Source organism: Micromonospora mirobrigensis, from assembly GCF_900091555.1.
In the GTDB taxonomy this organism is placed as follows: domain Bacteria; phylum Actinomycetota; class Actinomycetes; order Mycobacteriales; family Micromonosporaceae; genus Micromonospora; species Micromonospora mirobrigensis.
Genome location: NZ_FMCX01000002.1, coordinates 342,749 through 362,088, shown reverse-complemented (window position 1 = coordinate 362,088; position 19,340 = coordinate 342,749). Strand labels below are relative to the sequence as shown.

The window sequence follows — 19,340 nt, the reverse complement described above, 5'->3', positions numbered from 1 at the left end:
CGAGCCGGTCAGCCGGTGACGGCGTGGGTCAGCGCGTAGCCGACCCACGCCGCGCCGAGCCCGGCGAGCAGGCTGCCCAGCGCGTAGCCCAGCGCCAGGTGGCGGTTGCCGTCCCGGGTCAGCCGCAGCGTCTCGTAGCTCAGCGTGGACCAGGTGGTCAGCGCCCCGCAGAACCCGGTGCCGACCAGCGCGGTCAGCGCCGGGTCGGCCGGGACGGCGGCCACCGCGCCGAGCAGCAGCGACCCGGCCACGTTGACCGTCAGCGTCCCCCACGGCAGCGGCGAGTGGTGCCGGGCCTGCACCGCCCGGTCGGTCAGGTAGCGCAGCGGGGCCCCGACGGCCGCGCCCAGCGCGATCAGCAGGACGATCACGTCCGCGCTCCCCGGGCCAGCAGCCGGGTGGTGACGGCGTCCCCGGCCCCGACGGCGAGCAGCGCCCCGACCAGGGTGACCGCCAGGTACGCCAGCGCGGTCCCGGCGGCGCCCGCTGCCAGCAGCCGCTGCGCGTCGACCGCGTACGTGGAGAAGGTGGTGAACCCGCCGAGCACCCCGACGCCGAGGAACGGCCGGACCAGCGGGCCGGTCCGGCGGCCGGTGACCACCGCCATCAGCGCCCCGATCAGCAGGCAGCCGGCGACGTTGATGCCGAAGGTGGCCCACGGGAAGCCGGTGGCGGGGTGCGGGAAGGCGGCCTGGAGGCCCGCCCGGGCCAGCGCGCCGAGCACCCCGCCGGCCGAGATCGCGCCGAGCACCGCCGCCGGGTGGGCGGTCAGCTCCCCCCGGTCGGCGGGTACGCGCAGGTCGACGTCGGGGTCGACGCGGTGCTCGGGCGGTGGCGTGGTCACGGTGCGGCGAGCATAGCGCCGCTCCGCCGGCCGACTCGGGCCGCCGGGTCGACCCGCTCCCGCCCCGGCGACCGTATCCGCATCGCCCAGCCGCAACGCGCGGCCCAGCAGGCCGAGTGCGACCGTGTGGCGGCCGGCGACTTTGCTCCCGTGTTGCTGGCATGAGGGGAGGTGCTACCGAAGTATGCTGATCGGTATGACCACGGTGAAGAAGCTGTCGATCTCCGTCCCTCAGGATGTAGCTGAGACGTTGGAGCAGCAGGGTCCGGGCAAGGCGAGCGCCTATGTGACCGGGGCCGTGCGCGCCCAGCGGGCGTGGGAGCAGTTCCGTGACGAGCAGGCTCGCCGCGGGGTGACGCTGACCTCGGAGGGCATGGCCGCCGCCCGCGCGCGCCGGTACGCGGTGCAGGCCGAGTGGCCTGCGGAGAGATTCGCGGCGGTCCGCGAGCGGGTCCGCCAGCACCTGGAGCAGGAGCAGGCTGGCGGGGACCAGTCGGCGTCGGCCGGGTGACCCCCGAGGGCGAGCTGCCCCCGATCACGCTCGTGCTCGACCGCTCGGCGCTGCTGGCGTACGTGGCCGGGTCGATCCACGCCGTGGAGCCGGTGGGCGAGGTCATCACCGACCGGCAGCGCTTCGGCGTCACCGCCGTCACCGTGGCTGAGGCATTGAAGCTGGTGACCGATTCGAAGGACCGCGCAGACCTCCACACGCTGCTGGCGATGGACGCCTGCGCGGTGCTGCCCACGTGGGGCGAGGACTGGTTGGAGCTCTCGTACTGGCTGGGGGCGACCAGTCGGATCGACCTGGCCACGACCGTGCTGGCGTCGCTGGAGCACGGGGCGCAGATTCTGACCGGGGAGGGCCATCGCTACGGCGACAGCCTGCCGATCAACCACATGCCGAATCAGTGACCGGTGCGCCGGCCCCGTCCACCGGTCGGCGCCGGCGCCGTCTGCGTACGCGTCATCAGGCTCGTCTCTTCAGGATGTTCGACCGAGCGCCATTCTGCCCTGCCGCACGGTGGTCATCGACGCCCGGCACTGCCTGGCCGGCCGACCTGGGCGGCGCCGCGGGTACGGGCGTACGGTACGCAGGGCCGGTCGGCGTGGACCGGCGAACGCCGACCGGGAGGCCACCGTGCAGGACCGCACCCCTCGTCCGGAGGAGCTGGAGCCCGTCGAGCGGGCCGGCGTCGACGAGCTGCGGGCGCTGCAACTCCAGCGGCTGCGGTGGTCGCTGCGGCACGCGTACGACAACGTGCCGCACTACCGGCGGGCGTTCGAGGCGGCCGGGGTCCACCCCGACGACTGCCGGGACCTGGCCGACCTGGCCCGCTTCCCGTTCACGGGCAAGGCGGAGCTGCGGGAGAACTACCCGTTCGGCATGTTCGCGGTGCCCCGGGAGCGGGTGGCCCGGCTGCACGCCTCCTCCGGCACCACCGGCCGCCCCACCGTGGTCGGCTACACGAAGCAGGACCTGACGACCTGGGCCCGGCTGATGGCCCGGTCCATCCGCGCCTCCGGCGGCCGCCCCGGCGACCGGGTGCACGTCGCGTACGGCTACGGGCTCTTCACCGGAGGCCTCGGCGCCCACTACGGCGCCGAGGAGCTGGGCTGCACCGTCATCCCGGTCTCCGGTGGGATGACCGAGCGGCAGGTGCTGCTGATCCGCGACTTCGAACCCGAGGTCATCATGGTCACCCCCAGCTACCTGCTGGCCATCGTGGACGAGATGGAACGCCAGGGCGTCGACCCGCGGACCACCTCGCTGAGGGTGGGCATCTTCGGCGCCGAGCCGTGGACCGAGGACATGCGCCGGGAGATCGAGCAGCGCCTCGACATGCACGCGGTGGACATCTACGGCCTGTCCGAGGTGATGGGCCCGGGCGTCGCGGTCGAGTGCGTGGAGACCAAGGACGGCCTGCACGTGTGGGAGGACCACTTCTATCCGGAGATCATCGACCCGGTCACCGGGTCGGTGCTGCCCGACGGGGAGCAGGGGGAGCTGGTGCTCACCTCGCTGACCAAGGAGGCGATGCCGGTGGTCCGCTACCGCACCCGGGACCTGACCCGGCTGCTGCCCGGCACGGCCCGCCCGATGCGGCGGATCGAGAAGATCACCGGCCGGACCGACGACATGATGATCGTCCGTGGGGTGAATGTCTTCCCCACCCAGATCGAGGAGCTGATCCTGCGTACCCCCGCCCTGTCGCCGCACTTCCAGTGCGTGCTGGACCGGCAGGGCCGGCTGGACGGCCTCACCGTCCGGGTGGAACGCCGGCCCGGGGTGACGCCGGAGGAGGCCGAGCGGGCCGGCCGGGCCCTGGTGGAGCAGGTGAAGAACACCATCGGGGTCAGCGTGGCCGTCGAGGTGATCGCCCCGGACGGCGTGGAGCGCTCGATGGGCAAGATGCGCCGCATCGTCGACCATCGACGGGAGCGCTGAGATGACCGACGACCGTCCCGACCCGGACCGGACCGCCGCCCACGCGATGTTCGACGCCGACGTGGCCTCCAAGGGGCTGGGCATCGAGCTGGTCTCGGCGGGCGACGGCGCCGCGGTGGCCCGGATGCGGGTCACCGCCGCGATGCTCAACGGGCCCGCCATCGGCCACGGTGGCTTCGTCTTCCTGCTCGCCGACACCGCGTTCGCGCTGGCCTGCAACAGCCACGGTCCGGTCACCGTCGCGGCCGGCGGCGAGATCAGCTTCCTGCGCCCGGTCCGCGAGGGCGACCTGTTGGAGGCCACCGCCACCGAGCGCACCCGGTACGGCCGCAGCGGCATCTACGACGTGACGGTCCGCCGGGACGACGAGGTGGTCGCCGAGTTCCGGGGCCGCAGCCGCACCCTGTCCCGCGACGGCCGCTGACCGGCGCGCCGGCGCGGTGGCGGCGGTCGGCGGCGGTGGGTCGGGCCGCGCCCGCCGGCCCGGACCACAGGTGGAGCACCGACCGGGCGTGCCGGGTGACCGCCGCGTGCCGGGTCAGGCCGCGGTCATCCCGGTGGCCGGCGCCGCCCGGGTGGCGCGGCCGGTGCGGCGGGCCGGCCGGGCGACGGTGCCGGACCCGGTCCACCCGGGCACGGCCCGGAAGGGTGGGCCCACCGGGCGCGGCGGCCCGCCCACGACCGACCCGGCCGGGCCGGCGGTGGCCACGGCTGCGACGGCGGCCAGAACCGTGGTGACTCCGGCCGGAGCCGTGGTGCCCCCCGCCGAAACCATCGTGACTCCGTCCGGGACCGTGGTGAGGTCGGCGGGGGCCACGGCCGGGCCGGTCGGCGCCACCGCGGAACGCCGGCGGGCCCGGCGGGCCAGTTCGGCCCGGACCGGACGCGGCAGCCGGCCGTGCGCCACCCGACCCAGCACCGGCTCGGTGAGCAGGTGGCCGCCCCGGCGGGAGCGTCGCAGCAGCCCCACCGCCACCAGCAGCCGCAGCAACCCGGCCGCCCGCCCCGGCGACCAGCCGAGCAGCCGGTCCACGGCGGTGCCGGTGACGCCCGTGCCGAGCACCGTGGCGGCGGCCAGCACCGCCCGCTGCCCGCCGTCGAGCCGGTCCAACCGGGCGTCGGCGATCCGGCGGACCCGCTCCGGCACGTCGGCGCCCGGCGTCACGGCACCGTCCTCGGCGAGCGACCGCACGTAGGCGTCCGCGACGCCCGGGTTGCCGCCGACCAGGGGCACCAGCAGTCGGGCCAGCGCGGCCGGCCGGCCCGCCCGGTCGAGCAGGTGGCGCAGCAGCCGTCCGGTCTCCACGGCGCCCAGGGCGGGCAGCGCCACCCGGTGGACCCGGTCGCCGGCCGGCAACGGGTCGGCCCGGTCCGGGCCGTGGGTGGTCACCACCGCCAGCTGGGCCCGGCCCAGGGTCGCCTCGGCGAGGAGCACCCGTAGGAACCGGTCGAGGGCCGGGCCGGCGCGGTCCGGGTCGTCCACCGCCACCACCACCGGCTGACCGGCGGCCAGCGCCAGCAGCACCTGCCGCAACGCCGTCGACCCGTGACCGGCCGTACCCGCGCCCTCGGCGGCGGCGAGCAGGTCGGCCAGCGCGGGCACCGCGGTCGCGCGCAGCGCCGCCGGCAGCAGGCCGTCGAGCGCTTCGGCCAGCCGGCGCCGCACGGCCGCCGGCGGCTCACCCTCACGGACCCCGATCAGGTCGCGGACCAGGGCGGCCAGCGGCGCCAAGGGCTGCTCCGGGTACGGCGGGCAGTGCGCGACGATCCACCGCACCGGCGCACCGTCCACGGTCGACAACGTCCGGGTCAGCTCGTGCAGCAGCCGGCTGCGCCCGCTGCCGGTCGGGCCGACCAGCGCCACCCGTGCGGGTCGACGGTCGCGCAGGGCCCGGACGATCTCGTCACCGGCGGTGGCCAGCTCGCGGCGGCGCCCGACCAGCGGGCCCTGGTGCCGGCCGCGGCGCGGGGCGACGGTCCCGACGGCCCGCCACAGCGGCAGCGTCCGGCCGGCGATCGACGTCGAGGCGAGCGGTCGCTGCTCGATGAGGTCGACGGTGGCCCGGTGGGTGGCCGGGCAGAGCGCCACCGCGCCCGGCGGGGCGTACTCCTGGAGGCGGGCCGCGGTGGTGATCACCGCGCCGCTGGCCGTGCCGTGCGCCCCGTCGCGGGTGGCGGGCACGTCCACCAGCACCTCACCGGTGGCGACCCCGACCCGGATCCGCACCGGCCAGCCGCCGGCCAGCGGACGCCCGTCCAGCATCCGCTGGATCTCCAGCCCGGCGCGCACCGCCCGGTACGCGTCGAACCCGTCGGACCGGTCGGCGCCGAAGAGCGCCATCACGGCGTCACCGACGTACTTCTCGACCGTGCCGCCCCACCGACGCAGCACCACGGCGACCGTGTCGAAATAGTCGTGCTGCAGGGCCCGGACGTCCTCCGGGTCGAGCCGTTCGACCAACGAGGTCGAGCCGACGATGTCGGCGAAGAGCACGCTGACCGTGCGCCGTTCCTCCGGCGCCGGCCAGCGGATCGGCGTCTCCGGCTCCGGGCCGGTCACGAGTGTGGACACTGGCGTCGCACCTGCCTTCCCCCCACTGGTGGCTGATGACGTCACCGACACTCGCACCACCGGGTCGACGGTGGATCTGCCGAACGACGTATGTCGAGCCCCCGCAACCGTTCAGTCGCAATCTCGACGCGAGGAGTACCGAGGGTCCCGGAACGCAGTAGAGCGCCGCCCGACCCTGTGACTAGGCTGCGTCCATGGCCAGCGACGTGGACAGTCCGCCTCTCGTCGGCCGGGCCGACCAGGTGGCGACGCTGCGGTCCGCGCTGCTCGACGACGTACCGCCCGGGCACACCGCGGCGGTCTTCCTCACCGGTGAGAGCGGGGTGGGCAAGACCCGGCTGCTGCACGAGGTGGGGGACCGGCTGCGCGGCGGCGGCGCGGTGGTGCTCACCGGCTCCTGCCTGGACATCGGGGACGCCTCCCCGCTGCACCCGCTGCGGCACGCGCTGCGCCGCTTCGACGCCGAGCTGACCGCCACCCGGGCGCGCACCTCCTCCACGGTGCGCGGCCTGCTGCAGATGTTCGCCGAGGAGAGCGCCGGGCCCGACGGCGCCGGGGCGCTGCTGGAACGGGTCTCCCGCGGGCTCAGCCTGATCGCCGGGGGCCGGCCGCTGGTGCTCGTCCTGGACGACCTCCAGTGGGCCGACCGCAGCACCCGGCAGTTGCTGCTCTATCTGCTCGCCGGCCTGGGTGACCTGCAACTGTCGGTGCTGGCCGCGGTGCGGGCCGAGTCGTTGCAGGGCGCCCACCCGCTGCGCCGGGTGCTGACCGAGCTGCGCCGGCTGCGCTCGGTCCGGGTGGTCGACCTGGCGCCGCTGGACCGCGCCGACACCGACGAGCTGGCCGCCGCGGTCGCCGGCCCCGCGCTGACCCCGGAGGCCGCCGAGCTGGTCTGGCAGCGCAGCGGCGGGAACCCGTTCGTGGTCGAGGAACTCGCCCGCGACCTGCGCGACGGCCACGACGGTCTCTCCGACACCCTGCGGGAGATCTTCCTCGCCCGGGTCGAGGCGCTGCCCACCCCCACCCGGTCGGTGATGCAGGCGGTCGCCGCCGGCGTCGAGCCGGTGGAGCACTGGCTGCTGGCCCGGGCGGTGCCGCTGGGGGAGCAGGAGCTGATCGAGGCGGTCCGGGCCGCGGTCGCCCACCGGCTGCTGGTCGGCGCCGACGACGGCTACCGACTGCGGCACCGGCTGGTCGCCGAGGTGCTGGCCGACGAGCTGCTGCCGGCCGAGCGGGCCGCCCTGCACCGCCGGTACGCCGAGGCGCTCACCGCCGTCCCCGCCGACCTGCACCAGGCCCGGCTGGCCCACCACTGGCGGCTGGCCGGGGAACCGGCCCGCGCGCTGCCCGCAGCGATCGCCGCCGCCGAGGAGGCCGAGCGGCTGCACGGCTTCGCCGAGGCGCACCGGCACTGGTCGGCGGCGTTGCAGCTGGCCGCGCCGGCGACCGACCCGGCGGGCGGGACGGACCGGGCGCGCCTGGTGGAGCGGGCCGCCGAGGCCGCCCACCACTGCGGCGAGCACGCGCGGGCGCTGGAGCTGCTGGCGGAGCTGGCCGCCGGGCCGGGCGCCCCGACCACCTGTGAGCTGCACATCCGTCGGGCCCGCTACCTGGCCGCCGCCGGCCGGTCCGCCCCGGCCGAGGCGGAGTACCGGTCGGCCCTGGCGGCGGCCGACTGCTCGCCCCGGGAACGCGCCACCGCCGCCGCGCACCTGGCCGAGCTGCTGCTGCACCTCGGCCGGTACGCCGACGCCGGCGACCGGGCCCGGGAGGCGCTGGCGCTGGCCGCCGACGTCGAGGGCGCCGCCTCCGAGGTGGTGCTGGCCAGCGCGGCGCTGGGCTTCAGCCAGGCCTACCTGGAGGATCCGGAGAGCGGTCTGGCCGCCGTCCGGGAGGCCCTCGAGGTCGCCGAGCGATCCGGGCGGCCGGAGGACGTGGCCTGCGCCTACCTGCACCTCGCGGAGCTGCTGACCGGCCCGCTCAACGTCCTCGAGGAGGGCGTGGTGGTCGCCCGTCGCGGCGCCGAGCGGGTGGCCGAGCTGGGGCTGGGCCGCACCTACGAGACCCGGCTGCTGGCCATCGCCACCAACGGGCTGTTCCGGGTCGGGCAGTGGGCCGAGGCGGAGAAGGTCGTCGCGGCGGCGCTGCGGCACCGGCCCTCGGGCGCCGACGCGGTGGAGCTGCTGCTGGCCCGCTGCCGGCTCTCCGTCGGCTACGGCGACGTCGAGGCCTCCGACCGGGACCTGGACGCGGTGGCCACCATGCTGGCCGGCGGCGGCGCCCGGCACGTGCTGCCGATGCTGATCCTGCGGGCCGGGCTGGCCATGTGGCAGGGGCGGCCCGACCTGGCCCGGCAGGCCGTCGCGCGGGGCCTGACCGAGAGCCGCTCCGACGACGTCATCGTGCTGGCCACCCTGGCCTGGCACGGCCTGCGGGCCGAGGCCGAGGCGTACGCCGACCGCACCGCCGAGGTGGACCACACGGCGGTACGCCGGCTGCGTGGCGTGGTCGACCGGGTGGCCGCCAAGAGCGAGCAGGCCGCCCGGCCGGTCCGCTACGTCGCCGAGGGCTTCCTGGCGCTCTGCGCGGCCGAGGTGAGCCGGCTCGACGACGGGCGTGGCGACCCGGAGCTGTGGGCCCGCTCGGTCACCGAGTGGGACCGGCGCAACCACCCCTACCCGGCGGCGTACTCGCGGCTGCGGCAGGCCGAGGCGCTGCTGGGCCGGCGGGCCCGGGTGGCCACCGCCGGGAAGCTGCTGCGGCAGGCGTACCGGATGGCGCAGGGGCTGGGGGCGGAGCCGCTGAGCTCGGAGATCCGTACCCTGGCCGGCCGGGCCCGGGTGGCCCTGGAGGAGCGGCCCGCCGCCGCGGCGCGCCCGGCCGCGCCCCGGGCGGTGTCGCCGCCGGTCGCGTCCGGCGGCGACGAGCTGGACGGTCTGACCGCCCGGGAACGGGAGGTGCTCGCCGCAGTGGCGGAGGGGCTGACCAACCGGGAGATCGGCCAGCGGCTGTTCATCAGCGAGCGGACCATCGGCGTGCACGTGTCCCACATCTTCGACAAGTTGCAGGTACGCACCCGGGTCCAGGCCAGCGCCATCTTCCTGCGCAACGCGGCCGGCTGAGGCGTACGTAGGTCGGTCGGCGGCGGCCGACATACGTCGTTCTACTGATCCGGCGTCCCGCCCTGCGCTGACAGGCTGTGGACAGTTCCGTGGGCGGCACGGGGGCGCCTGACGAGCACACAGTGGAGGAGTCATGGACGAGCCGGTCTGGGGCCCGGTCCACCAGGACATCGCCGGCCTGCTGGCCGACCGTCCGGCGGACGTGCCGGCGGTGGTGGACCATCTCACCAAGTTGCAGGATCTGCTGGTCCGGCTGCCTCCGCTGGAACGCAGCTGCCCGCTGGCGGACTTCAACGAGCTGTACCTCACCATCACCAGCAGCGTCCTGGACGGCCTGTACGACGACCGCTTCGCCGACCCCGCCTTCCTGGCCCGGCTCGACGTGGAGTTCGCGGCCCGCTACTTCGACGCGCTGCGCTACTGGACGGAGTCCAGCCCGAGCACCCCGAAGGCCTGGTCCTGCCTGTTCCGGCGGATGCGCGGGCCGGACGCCCGCCCGTTGCCGTCGGCGGCCGCCGGGGTGAACGCGCACATCAACTACGACCTGCCGTTCGCGCTGGTGACCACGCTGGAGAGCCTGGAGTCCGAGCCGGTGGACGGCAGCGACCAGCACCGCGACTACCTGGAGATCAACAAGATCTTCGCGGAGCGGATCCCGGAGCTGCGCCGCGGCTACCTGGACAACTGGCAGCTCATGATCGACATGTTGAACGGCGACATCGACGACTGGTACCAGGGCGAACTGGTGGAGTACACCCGGAACGTGGCCTGGCGCAACGCCCAGAAGATCTGGCGCTGCCGGCACGATCCCGACGCCCGCGAGTGTGAGCGTACGCGGCTGGACGACAACGCCGCGGCGCTCGGCCGGCTGCTGCTCTCGCCGCTGGGGGCGTTCCTGCAGTAGCCGGGACGGGGGGTCCCCGCGCTCCGGGGAAACCGGGGCGCGGGGACGCGTCCACGCCGGTGCGCGGCAGGGTGTGGCCCGGGCCCGGGACGGGTACGCCCCGACCATGCCGGCACACCGCAGCGCGTTCCGTTTCGACCCGGCCTTCCGAGTCCCGTTGGCCCTGCTCGGGGTCCGTCCGGAGACCTCCTGGGTGCTCGTCGACGACGAGGCGCTGGAGATCCGGTTCGGCCCGTGGCGACTGCGTACCCCGCGCGGCAACGTCGCCGGGGCGCAGGTCGGCGGCCCGTACCGGTGGTGGCGGGCGATCGGACCGCACCTGTCGCTGGCCGACGCGGGCGTCACCTTCGGCACCACCACCGCGGCCGGGGTCTGCGTCCGGTTCGCCAGCCCGGTCCCGGCGCTGGCGCCGGGGCGCTGGCCGACCCACCCGGCGGCCACCGTCACCGTGGCCGACCCCGAGGAGTTGTGCCGCGCTCTGATCACCTGAAGGCCGTGCCGCCGCGCCGTCCTCCCGGCCCGGCGGTACGATCCTGCGCGCTCCGATGACACCCGGCTTCCCGGGTTCGGCGGGGCGGGGCCGTGGGTACCGCCTACGGTCGGTTCAGGGCCGGAAGGTGGGACACAGGCATGACACAGGGTCGGGAGGGGCCGCAGCCCCGACGCAACCGCGGGCGGCGCAACACGGCGCCGGCCGGCCCCGGTCGCGCGTTACGGGCGGCCCGGGACCCGGGCAACGGACCCGGGTCGGGACCGCGCACGGTGCCGGCGGTGGTGCAGAGCCCGGTCCACCCGGTGGAGCCGGCCAGTGGACTGTCCCGCTGGCTGTTCCAGCACCGGGTGCAGCCGGTCGGCCCGGAGACCCGGGAGACCGAGGCGAAGTCGCACAGCTGGTGGCAGGTGATGTGCCTGACCGGCGTCGACTACTTCTCCACCCTCTCCTACCTCCCCGGCATCGCCGCGGTGGCGGCGGGCGCGGTCTCCCCGCTGGCCACGCTGCTGATCGTCGCCCTGACCCTGTTCGGGATGCTGCCGATGTACCGGCGGGTGGCCGGCGAGAGCCCGCACGGGCAGGGTTCGGTGGCGATGCTGGAGCGGCTGCTGCCGTTCTGGCGGGGCAAGCTCTTCGTCCTGGTGCTGCTCGGCTTCGTGGCCACCTCGTGGATCGTCACGATCACCCTCTCCGCCGCCGACGCCACCGTGCACCTGCTGGAGAACCCGTACCTGCCGGAGTCGTTCCCGCACGGCGCCACCGCGGCGGTCGTGGTGACCGTGCTGCTCCTGCTGGTGCTGGGCGGCGTGTTCCTGATGGGGTTCAGCGAGGCGGTGCAGGTGGCCATCCCGCTGGTGGCGGTCTTCCTCCTGCTCAACGCGGTGATCGTGGCCGCCGGGGTGGCCGAGATCGCCGGCGACCCGTCGGTGCTGGCCGACTGGACCTCCCGGCTGACCCGCATCGGTGGCCTGAGCGATGTGCTGCGGACCAGCGTGCTGGCCTTCCCGTTGCTGGTGCTCGGGCTCTCCGGCTTCGAGACCGGGGTCAGCATGATGCCGCTGGTTCGGGGGGACGGCCCGGACGCGCAGGCCCGGCTGCGGGCCCGGATCCGCAACACCCGCCGGCTGCTCGCCACCGCGGCGCTGATCATGTCGGTCTACCTGATCGCGACGACCTTCGTCACCACCGTGCTGATCCCGCCGGAGCAGTTCGCCCCGGGTGGCGCGGCCAACGGTCGGGCGCTGGCCTGGCTGGCCCACGAGCACCTGGGGGAGGGGTTCGGCACCGTCTACGACATCAGCAGCGTGCTGATCCTCTGGTTCGCCGGCGCCTCGGCGATGGCCGGTCTGATCAACATCGTGCCCCGGTACCTGCCGGACTACGGCATGGCGCCGGAGTGGGGTCGGGCGGTCCGCCCGGTGGTGATCGTCTACACGCTGATCAGCATCGCCATCACCGTGGCCTTCCGTGCCGACGTCAACGCCCAGGCCGGCGCGTACGCCACCGGGATCCTGGCGATGATGGTCTCCGGGGCGATCGCGGTGACCATCTCGGCGTACCGGTCCCGGCACCCGTTCGCCGGGATCGGCTTCACCGTGCTGACCGCGGTGCTGCTCTACGCGCTGGCCGAGAACGTGGTGGAGAAGCCGGACGGCATCACCATCTCCGGGCTGTTCATCGCCGGCATCGTCGCGGTCTCCCTGATCTCGCGGGTCACCCGGACCACCGAGCTGCGGGCCGAGCGCATCGAGTTCGACGAGGCGGCCCGCCGGTTCATCGCCGACTCGATCGCCCACGACGGCCGGCTGCACCTGATCGCCAACAAGCGGCAGAGCGGCTCGGTCAAGGAGTACAAGGTCAAGGAGCGGGCGCAGCGCGGCATGAACCCGGTCCCGGGCGCCGCCGACGTGCTCTTCCTGGAGATCGACGTCTCCGACCCGTCCCAGTTCAGCCACGTGCTGCGGGTGCACGGGGTGGAGGCCGGCGGCTACCGGATCCTGCGGGCCAGCAGCCCGGCCGCCCCGAACGCGATCGCGGCGATCCTGCTGGCCCTGCGCGACGCCACCGGGGTCCGGCCGCACGCCCACTTCGAGTGGTCCGAGGGCAACCCGATCGCGCACCTGCTGCGCTATCTGATCCTCGGCCGCGGTGACACCCCGCCGGTGGTGCGGGAGATCATCCGCAAGTCCGAGCCCGACCCGACCCACCGCCCCGGCATCCACGTCGGCGGCTGAGGTGCAAGCAGGGGCCCCTTATTAACGCCTCCGGTATAGCAGGGGCCCCTTCTTAACGCCGCGCGCAGCCGGCGCCGGGTCGGGCGGCCGGCGTCGGGCCGGGCAGCCGGCGTCGGGCCGGGCGGCCGGCGTCGGGTCGCGCCTCAGCCGAGGGCGCGGACCCGCTCGATCAGGTCGTCGCGGCAGAAGTCGAGGAAGCCGTCCGGGTCCGGGCCGGCGTTCATCAGCACGATGTGGTCGTAGCCGGCCTCGACGAAGGCCCGGGCCTTGGCCACGTGCTGCTCGGCGTCCGGCCCGACGGCGAACTGCTGGCGGATGTGGTGCTCCTCGACGGTGGCGGACGCGGCGTCGAAGTTCACCGGGTTGGGCAGCTCGCTCATCACCTTCCATCCGGTGAGCGCCCAGCGGTTGGTCTTCAACGCGGCCTGCACGGCCTGCTGCTCGTCGGTGGCCCAGGCGAGCGGCACCTCGGCGTACCGGGGGCCCTTGCCGCCGGCCGCGGTGAAGTGCTCGATGATGGACGACTCCGGCTCGGTGACGAAGAGCCCGTCGCCCAGTTCGGCGGCCATCGTCGCCGACGCCTTGCCGCTGGCCGCCACGGCGATCACCGGGAGGGTGTCGGGCAGGTCGAAGACCCGGGCATCCTCGAGTTGGAGGTGCTTGCCCTCGTACGACCGGTAGCCGCCCTGCCAGAGCAGTCGGATGATCTCCAGCGCCTCGCGCAGCCGCTCGTGCCGGCCGCGGACGCTGGGGAAGCCCAGCCCGACGACGTGCTCGTTGAGCCGTTCCCCGGCGCCGACGCCGAGGGTGAACCGGCCGTCGGAGATCAGCGCCATGGTGGCGGCGGCCTGGGCGATGATCGCCGGGTGGTACCGGACGGTGGGGCAGGTGACGCCGGTGGCCAGGCCGAGGGTGCTGGTCTTCGCCGCGATCGCGCCCAGCACGCTCCAGGTGAACGAGGAGTGACCCTGCTCGTCCAGCCAGGGGTGGTAGTGGTCACTCATCTCCACGAAGTCGAAACCGGCCTGCTCGGCGCGGACCGCCTGCCGGATGATCTCCTGCGGCCCGAAGCCCTCCGAGGCCAGCTTGTAGCCGATCTGCATGCCCGCTCACCACTCCCGATGCGTCGTCGAAAACATGCCCCTTCCCGCTCCGAACGCCGGCAAACCGAACCACCGCACCGACCCATCCTCCTAGGAAGCCATAGGAGGTGTGGGGGTCCCCGCCGCAGGCAGCAGAAGGCCCGCGTCCCGCCGGGGGCGGGGCGCGGGCCGGCGGAGCTGCGTCCTACTTCGACGGCTCGGGCAGCTTGCAGTCCACCTTCGGGTTGGCGCCGATGTAGTTCAGCGGGCCGGCCACGATGGTCACCAGGATGGTGCCCGCCTCGGCGCAGTTGGTGTCGTCACCGCCGAAGTAGCCACGCTGTCCGGCGGCGATGGCGCCGATGACGAGCCAGATGACGACCAGGACACCGAAGATCGACGTGCCGCGCATGGGTTGCCTCCACGGGGTTGTGGTGGATTCGAGGTGCAGGCGTTGTACCCAGTCCCGGGGCGCGCGCAAACGGTGATCGGTGTCGGTCACGCCGTCCGAATCCGTTGGTGCTCGCAAGCGGACCCACGAAGGTGCGGTGCGGGGGCCCGCCGCGGGGGCTCAGTGCGGCGGCGCGGGGTCCTCGGGGGGCCGGCCGCGGCTGCGGCGGTGATCGGCCAGGGCCACCCCGGCCAGCACCAGCATGGCCCCGAGCGCGGCCCACACCGGGGCGACGAAGAGCACCGCCGGGGCGATGGTGAGCAGCGCCAGCAGGCCACCGGGACGGGACAGCGACACCCGGCTGAACACCTCGTACTCGAAGCAGGCCCGGCCGGCCAGGAACAGCGCCGGTCCACCCAGGATGACCGCCGCCCAGGCCGGCGGCGTACGCCCGGTGGGTTCGTGCAGCACCAGGTCGAACCCGGCCGCCGTGGTGACCACGCCGGCCACCATCAACAGATGGGTGTACGGCGCGGTGAGCAGGAACCGGTTCGGCTGCCGGGAGCGGGCGATCGCCTCCGGCAGCAGCTGGCCCGACTTGTGCACGTAGATCCGCCAGAGCAGCAGCGTGGTGGCGAAGGCGACCGTGAACGCGCCGATGTTCTCCATCTCGGAGTGGTTGACGCTGAACATCGTGCCGATGGTCAGGATCGCGTCGCCCAGGGCGATGATGAAGAACTGCTGGTACCGCTCCGAGAGGTGCTCGGCGGTCACGTTGCGCTGCGCGTCCGGCACCGCGCCCAGCCCGGGCACCGGATAGGCCAGCCGGAACCCCAGGTAGTCGATGCCGAGCGCCAGCGCCCAGAGCGCCTCCCGCGCGTCGTCGTGGGCGAAGGCGCCGGCCAGCCAGGGCACGGCCGACACGGCGAACCAGATGAAGATGCGCGCGGCCCGCTTCTGGGTCTGCCGGTGGCGCCGGACCGCCGGGATGAGGAACAGGCCACGGCCGAGGTGGATCGCCACGTACGTGCCGGCGAAGACCAGCCCGCGCCGGTCGAAGGCCTCCGGGATGGCGGTGGTCATCAGCAGCACCCCGAACATCACCGCGGTGATCAGCATTTTGATCTCGGGGCGTTCCGGGTCGTACATGTCGGTGACCAGGGTGGTGATCGCCCAGGTCCACCAGACGGCCATCAGGATGATCAGGGACCGGAGCGCGCCTTCCCAGCCGATGTGGTGGACGAGTCCACGGGAGACCAGCGTCAGCGCGACGACGTACACCAGGTCGAAGAAGAGCTCGAGCAGCGTCACCCGGCGGGGCGACTCGGGGTCGCGTACCGGTGGGTGGGCCCGGTCCGGTGGCGGCCCGGGCGCGGCGTTCGGCACGGTTGCTCCTGGGGCCGGGTCGGTGGGCCGGTGGCCCAGCACCGACGCTAGCGATCCACCCGCCGGAAGGTGTCCGTTATCGGGCTTTCCGCGCGATCCCGCCACGGGAAACGGATTGCCAGCGCCGCCCGGGCGCTCCAGGCTGGGCCGGATGACTGGACCGGACGAGAAGCCGCCGACCATCGACGTCGCCCTGGTGCGGCGGCTGGTCGCCGCGCAGTTCCCCGGGTGGAGCGACCTCGACGTGCGGCCGGTGCGGGCGGGCGGCTGGGACAACCGCACCTTCCACCTCGGCGACACGATGACCGTACGGCTGCCCAGCGCCCCCGGGTACGTGCCGCAGGTCGACAAGGAACAGCGCTGGCTGCCCCGGCTGGCGCCCGGGCTGCCGCTGGCGGTGCCGGCGCCGCTGGCCCGGGGCGTGCCGGGCGAGGGCTACCCGTTCCCCTGGTCGGTGTACGCCTGGATCGAGGGCCGGACGGCGACGCTCGACCAGATCGCAGACCCGGTGGAGTTCGCTGTCGACCTCGCCGGCTTCCTCACCGCGCTGCACCGCCCGGAGCCGGCGGGCGGTCCGCTCGCCGGGGCGCACAGCGCCTTCCGGGGCGCGCCCCTGTCCACCTACGACGACGACACCCGGCGGGCGGTTCGGCAGCTCGCCGACCGCGGCCTCGCCGTCGAGGCCACCGCGATCTGGGCCGAGGCGCTCGCCTCGACGTGGGCCGGTCCGCCGGTCTGGTTCCACGGCGACGTCGCCGTGGGCAACCTGCTGGTCCGCGAGGGCCGGCTGGCGGCGGTCATCGACTTCGGCTGCTGCGGGATGGGCGACCCGGCCTGCGACCTGACGGTGGCCTGGACCCTGCTGCCGGCCCCCGCCCGGGAGGCGTTCCGGGCGGCGCTGCCGTACGCCCACGACACGTGGGCGCGGGCCCGGGGCTGGGCGCTGTGGAAGGCGCTGATCACCCGGGACGACCCGGAACAGGCCGCGACGGCCCGGTCGACGCTCGACGCGATCCGCGTCGGACACCGGTGACCCGCCGGGCCGGTGGCGGCGTGCCACCGGCCCGGCGGGAGTGGTTCAGGCGTCGGCGCCGGTCCCGACCGGCAGCACCCGCTCGGCCTCGGCGGGGGCGCCGGCCAGCACCTTGGCCTGCTGCGCCCAGGTCGCCAGGCTGGGGGCGGCGCGCAGTCCGGCCGCCCGGATGGTGTCCCGCAGCGCCGCCTCGTCCAGCGCGGCGAGCTGCCCGTAGGTGCGGATGCCGGCCGCCTGGAGCGCGGCGGCCATCTTCGGGCCGACGCCCTGGATGCGACGGAAGTCGTCCGCCGGCCCGTCGGCCGCCGGCTCCGCGGCGGGCGGGACCGTGACCGGGGCGGCCGGTGCGGTCCCGGTGGCGGCGTCGAGCGGCCCGGTGCCGGTCACGGCGTCACCGGACGTGGCGGGGGTCGCCCGGGTCGACTCGACGTCGGTGCCGGTCGCGGTCGGCTCCGCGGCGACGGCGGGCAGCGGCGCGTCGCCCTGGTCGGTGGTGGCGGTCTCGCGCGGGAGGTCCGTCTCGGTGACCAGGTCGCTGTCGTGGACGGCGGTACGCGGCGCCGGCACGGTGCCGGCCGCGATCGCGGACGTCCCGGCGGCCGGCGCGTCCTCGTCGGCCGTGGAGCCGGCCTGCTCCTCGTCGAGGGCGGAGCCGACCCGCTCCTCCTCGGTGCGCTGGGCGGGCAGGACCGCCGGGCCGGCGTCGGTCTCCGACCGCCCGGCGGTGACCTCGTCGGTCGGGGTCGTGGTGGCCGGGACGGAAGCGTCGCCCGGAGCCGTCTGCGCCTCGGCGAGGTCGGCGCTCCCGGCGGTCACGCGGTCGGCGGTCTCCGGGTCGGCCGACGCGGCGGTCGCCGGTGAGGTGTCGGCGAGCGGGGCGGTGTCGACCGCGCCGGTGCCCGGGGCCGGCACCGCGCCGGTGGTGGCGGAGGCCGGCTCGACCTCGGGAACCGGGGTGGCGGTGGCGGCCAGGGTGGCGGCGGCCGGGGCGGTCTCGGCCTCGACCGGGGTGGCGTCGGCGGTCACCGCGGCGGGCGGGGCCTCGTCGATGGTGACCTCGGGCCGCTGCTGGTCGACGGTGGCCGGCATGGGCGGCTCGGCGTCCAGGTCGGTGACGCCGGCGACCGGGTCACCCTCCACGATGGGCCGCACCGGATCCGCCGTGGTGCGCCGGCCATTCAGCACCCATCCGGCTGCCAGGCCCACCAGCAGGGCCAGGATCACGATCAGCCATTGCCCGACAGTCGACGGCACGGCGAACCTCCCTCTTATGTACGTGAAAAAGTCGCGAGAAAACCCGGGGCAGCTTTGCACACGTACGGCGCGGGCGACAGGGAGGTCGGCGGCTCGCGTCGCTGGTGGGACGGCCGGTGTCCAGCGGTGGCGGTCGGGTGACCGAGCGTGTGGCGGCGGGATGGGTCGGTCAGCCGCCGACGGCGAAGCGGCGGATGCCGGTCAGGTCCGGTCCGGTGGCGTCCCAGCGGTAGAAGCAGCCGGCGACGGCGTCCCGGGGCGAGCTCCAGGTGGGCAGGTAGGACGTGGTGTGGGCGGAGAGCCGTTCGTTGACCTGGAGGTAGAGGGGGTGGCTGCGGGCGGCGGCGAGCGCGTCGGCGTCCACCTGCGCGGTCTCCACCAGGTGGACGAGCAGGTCGTGCAGGCAGTACAGCGACCGGTGCCGGACGCCGGTCAGCGCGGGCAGGTCGGTGGCGTCGGATTCGGCGAAGATCTGCGCGACCCGGCCCTCGGACCCGGGACTGATCCGGCTGACGATCAGCAGACGACTCATGGGGCACCCCTTCCGCCGGTGGGGTGTCCGTCGAGGACCACGACGGCACCCTGGGCGTTCACCATGGCCGTGGGCGTGTCATCCGGTCGTCACGTGCCCCGCCGGGCCGGTGACGCGGCGTCGGCCGGTGTGGTGGCGCCGGGCCGGCCGGTGGCGCGGGTGGCCCGTCGGATCGGGCCGAGGGTGTCGTCGAGCAGGGCGGACATCGCGGGGGAGGGTTCCAGCCGCAGTTCCCGCAGGAGCAGGTCGCGGTAGACGTAGAAGGCGTGCACGGCCTCGAAGGCGTTGCCCTCGGCGAGGTGGATGCGGACCACCAGCCGGTGCGGGGTCTCGCGCAGCGGCTCGGCGGCCATCGCCTCGAGGGCGGCCTGCAACGCCTCGCCGTGCCGGCCGGCGGTCAGGTGGTTGCCGGCGATCTGCTCCAGCATGTGCAGGCGCAGTTGGCGCAGTCGTTCCCGTTCCAGCAGCACCCAGTCGTCGTACCAGCCGGGGAGCAGGTCGTGTCGGCCGGCGTCGATCGCGTCGGCGAGCGTACGCGGGTTCTCGCCCTCGCGTACCCGGGCGGCGGTGCGGACCAGGTCGTCGACGTCGAGTCGGACCACCGGGTCCAGCCGTACGGTGTCGCCGTCGGTGCGGATCGGGCAGCACGGGTCCTGACGCAGCCGCCACAGGGCGGTACGCAGGGAGGACAGGGCGCGTTCCTCGGACGTGTCCGGCCAGAGCAGGCCGGCCAGGTTGCTGCGGGTGGCGCCGGGCCGTAGCCCGATCAGCGCGATGACCCGTTGCAGTCCCCGGGGCACGATCACGGGGGCGCCACCGCGCAGCAGCCGGAAGCCGCCGAGCAGGCACAGGTGGACGGTCTCCCCGGTCGGGCCGGCGGGTGCGGACGGATCAGAGGCCACGTGGCACCCCCTGCAGCGGAAGCGAGTCCGGAATCACCAGAAGACCCGGCTAGGCACGTGACACCGCTGTCGGGGCCGTCGGCCGGAGCGTCGCACCCGCCCCGGTGCGCCGGGCTGGCCGTGCTGAAGATTATCAATCATAGTT

Annotated in this window: 18 protein-coding genes; 9 read left to right on the top strand and 9 right to left on the bottom strand. The window is 74.8% G+C overall.

Features of this window, described 5'->3' with window-relative positions; genetic code table 11:
- Positions 1-8: 8 nt before the first annotated feature.
- Together crcB and GA0070564_RS09035 are read right to left on the bottom strand one after the other, a co-directional pair.
- Entirely contained in the window at positions 9-371 is a 363-nt protein-coding gene (gene crcB / locus GA0070564_RS09040) for a fluoride efflux transporter CrcB (RefSeq protein ID WP_091605658.1), read from the bottom strand.
- A complete protein-coding gene (locus GA0070564_RS09035; RefSeq protein WP_091605655.1) occupies positions 368-844 on the bottom strand; it encodes a FluC/FEX family fluoride channel in 477 nt (158 codons plus the stop codon). The genes crcB and GA0070564_RS09035 overlap by 4 nt, the downstream gene beginning before the upstream one ends.
- Before the next feature lie 196 nt (positions 845-1,040).
- Here GA0070564_RS09035 and GA0070564_RS09030 point away from each other — a divergent pair, with 196 nt between their 5' ends.
- The 4 genes from GA0070564_RS09030 (at position 1,041) to paaI (ending at position 3,714) form a co-directional block, all read left to right on the top strand.
- Positions 1,041-1,355: a hypothetical protein gene (locus GA0070564_RS09030; RefSeq protein WP_091607024.1), complete on the top strand. Its 315-nt coding sequence runs from the start codon at positions 1,041-1,043 to the stop codon at positions 1,353-1,355.
- Complete coding sequence (locus GA0070564_RS09025; protein ID WP_091605652.1) at positions 1,352-1,756, top strand: hypothetical protein; 405 nt, start codon at positions 1,352-1,354, stop codon at positions 1,754-1,756. The genes GA0070564_RS09030 and GA0070564_RS09025 overlap by 4 nt, the downstream gene beginning before the upstream one ends.
- A 226-nt stretch (positions 1,757-1,982) precedes the next feature.
- Positions 1,983-3,290: a phenylacetate--CoA ligase PaaK gene (paaK, locus tag GA0070564_RS09020; protein WP_091607020.1), complete on the top strand. Its 1,308-nt coding sequence runs from the start codon at positions 1,983-1,985 to the stop codon at positions 3,288-3,290.
- 1 nt (position 3,291) lies between these two features.
- Complete coding sequence (gene paaI / locus GA0070564_RS09015; RefSeq protein ID WP_091605649.1) at positions 3,292-3,714, top strand: hydroxyphenylacetyl-CoA thioesterase PaaI; 423 nt, start codon at positions 3,292-3,294, stop codon at positions 3,712-3,714.
- A gap of 114 nt (positions 3,715-3,828) precedes the next feature.
- Here paaI and GA0070564_RS09010 read toward each other — a convergent pair whose 3' ends face one another.
- Entirely contained in the window at positions 3,829-5,862 is a 2,034-nt protein-coding gene (locus GA0070564_RS09010) for an adenylate/guanylate cyclase domain-containing protein (RefSeq protein ID WP_091605646.1), read from the bottom strand.
- A 194-nt stretch (positions 5,863-6,056) separates the two neighbouring features.
- Between GA0070564_RS09010 and GA0070564_RS09005 the strand changes: the two genes are divergently transcribed.
- From GA0070564_RS09005 to GA0070564_RS08990, 4 genes are all read left to right on the top strand, one after another.
- Complete coding sequence (locus GA0070564_RS09005; protein ID WP_091605643.1) at positions 6,057-8,984, top strand: helix-turn-helix transcriptional regulator; 2,928 nt, start codon at positions 6,057-6,059, stop codon at positions 8,982-8,984.
- Positions 8,985-9,117: 133 nt separating this feature from the next.
- Entirely contained in the window at positions 9,118-9,888 is a 771-nt protein-coding gene (locus GA0070564_RS09000) for a DUF5995 family protein (RefSeq protein WP_091605640.1), read from the top strand.
- A 106-nt stretch (positions 9,889-9,994) separates the two neighbouring features.
- Positions 9,995-10,378 (top strand): hypothetical protein, encoded by a 384-nt coding sequence (locus GA0070564_RS08995; RefSeq protein WP_091607016.1) that lies wholly within the window; start codon positions 9,995-9,997, stop codon positions 10,376-10,378.
- Between the two features lie 140 nt (positions 10,379-10,518).
- Complete coding sequence (locus GA0070564_RS08990) at positions 10,519-12,615, top strand: APC family permease (RefSeq protein ID WP_176730611.1); 2,097 nt, start codon at positions 10,519-10,521, stop codon at positions 12,613-12,615.
- Between the two features lie 143 nt (positions 12,616-12,758).
- Here the strand turns inward: GA0070564_RS08990 and GA0070564_RS08985 are convergent, their stop codons facing one another.
- The 3 genes from GA0070564_RS08985 to GA0070564_RS08975 all read right to left on the bottom strand — a co-directional run bounded on the left by GA0070564_RS08985 (position 12,759) and on the right by GA0070564_RS08975 (position 15,474).
- On the bottom strand, positions 12,759-13,718 hold the full coding sequence (locus GA0070564_RS08985) for a TIGR03557 family F420-dependent LLM class oxidoreductase (protein WP_091605634.1): 960 nt from the start codon (positions 13,716-13,718) through the stop codon (positions 12,759-12,761).
- Between the two features lie 184 nt (positions 13,719-13,902).
- On the bottom strand, positions 13,903-14,109 hold the full coding sequence (locus GA0070564_RS08980) for a hypothetical protein (RefSeq protein ID WP_091605631.1): 207 nt from the start codon (positions 14,107-14,109) through the stop codon (positions 13,903-13,905).
- 159 nt (positions 14,110-14,268) lie between these two features.
- On the bottom strand, positions 14,269-15,474 hold the full coding sequence (locus GA0070564_RS08975) for a low temperature requirement protein A (RefSeq protein WP_091605628.1): 1,206 nt from the start codon (positions 15,472-15,474) through the stop codon (positions 14,269-14,271).
- Between the two features lie 151 nt (positions 15,475-15,625).
- Between GA0070564_RS08975 and GA0070564_RS08970 the strand changes: the two genes are divergently transcribed.
- Positions 15,626-16,507, top strand: a complete 882-nt coding sequence (locus tag GA0070564_RS08970) for an aminoglycoside phosphotransferase family protein (protein ID WP_091605624.1) — start codon at positions 15,626-15,628, stop codon at positions 16,505-16,507.
- 45 nt (positions 16,508-16,552) lie between these two features.
- On the opposite strand, the gene GA0070564_RS30445 is transcribed toward GA0070564_RS08970, so the two are convergent.
- From GA0070564_RS30445 to GA0070564_RS08955, 3 genes are all read right to left on the bottom strand, one after another.
- Positions 16,553-17,761 (bottom strand): hypothetical protein, encoded by a 1,209-nt coding sequence (locus GA0070564_RS30445; RefSeq protein WP_091605620.1) that lies wholly within the window; start codon positions 17,759-17,761, stop codon positions 16,553-16,555.
- Between the two features lie 169 nt (positions 17,762-17,930).
- Positions 17,931-18,293, bottom strand: coding sequence for a TcmI family type II polyketide cyclase (locus GA0070564_RS08960; protein WP_091605616.1), 363 nt, complete (start codon positions 18,291-18,293; stop codon positions 17,931-17,933).
- Between the two features lie 89 nt (positions 18,294-18,382).
- Positions 18,383-19,195 carry an AfsR/SARP family transcriptional regulator gene (locus GA0070564_RS08955; RefSeq protein WP_091605613.1) on the bottom strand — a complete coding sequence of 271 codons (813 nt, stop codon included), beginning with the start codon at positions 19,193-19,195 and terminating at the stop codon, positions 18,383-18,385.
- Positions 19,196-19,340: the final 145 nt, after the last annotated feature.

Excerpts from the sequence above, each read along its gene's own strand:
- GA0070564_RS09030 (WP_091607024.1), top strand. The coding sequence starts at position 1,041 with ATGACCACGGTGAAGAAGCTGTCGATCTCCGTCCCTCAGGATGTAGCT.
- paaI (WP_091605649.1), top strand. The coding sequence starts at position 3,292 with ATGACCGACGACCGTCCCGACCCGGACCGGACCGCCGCCCACGCGATG.
- GA0070564_RS09005 (WP_091605643.1), top strand. The coding sequence starts at position 6,057 with ATGGCCAGCGACGTGGACAGTCCGCCTCTCGTCGGCCGGGCCGACCAG.
- GA0070564_RS09000 (WP_091605640.1), top strand. The coding sequence starts at position 9,118 with ATGGACGAGCCGGTCTGGGGCCCGGTCCACCAGGACATCGCCGGCCTG.
- GA0070564_RS08995 (WP_091607016.1), top strand. The coding sequence starts at position 9,995 with ATGCCGGCACACCGCAGCGCGTTCCGTTTCGACCCGGCCTTCCGAGTC.
- GA0070564_RS08990 (WP_176730611.1), top strand. The coding sequence starts at position 10,519 with ATGACACAGGGTCGGGAGGGGCCGCAGCCCCGACGCAACCGCGGGCGG.
- GA0070564_RS08985 (WP_091605634.1), bottom strand. The coding sequence starts at position 13,718 with ATGCAGATCGGCTACAAGCTGGCCTCGGAGGGCTTCGGGCCGCAGGAG.
- GA0070564_RS08980 (WP_091605631.1), bottom strand. The coding sequence starts at position 14,109 with ATGCGCGGCACGTCGATCTTCGGTGTCCTGGTCGTCATCTGGCTCGTC.
- GA0070564_RS08970 (WP_091605624.1), top strand. The coding sequence starts at position 15,626 with ATGACTGGACCGGACGAGAAGCCGCCGACCATCGACGTCGCCCTGGTG.
- GA0070564_RS08960 (WP_091605616.1), bottom strand. The coding sequence starts at position 18,293 with ATGAGTCGTCTGCTGATCGTCAGCCGGATCAGTCCCGGGTCCGAGGGC.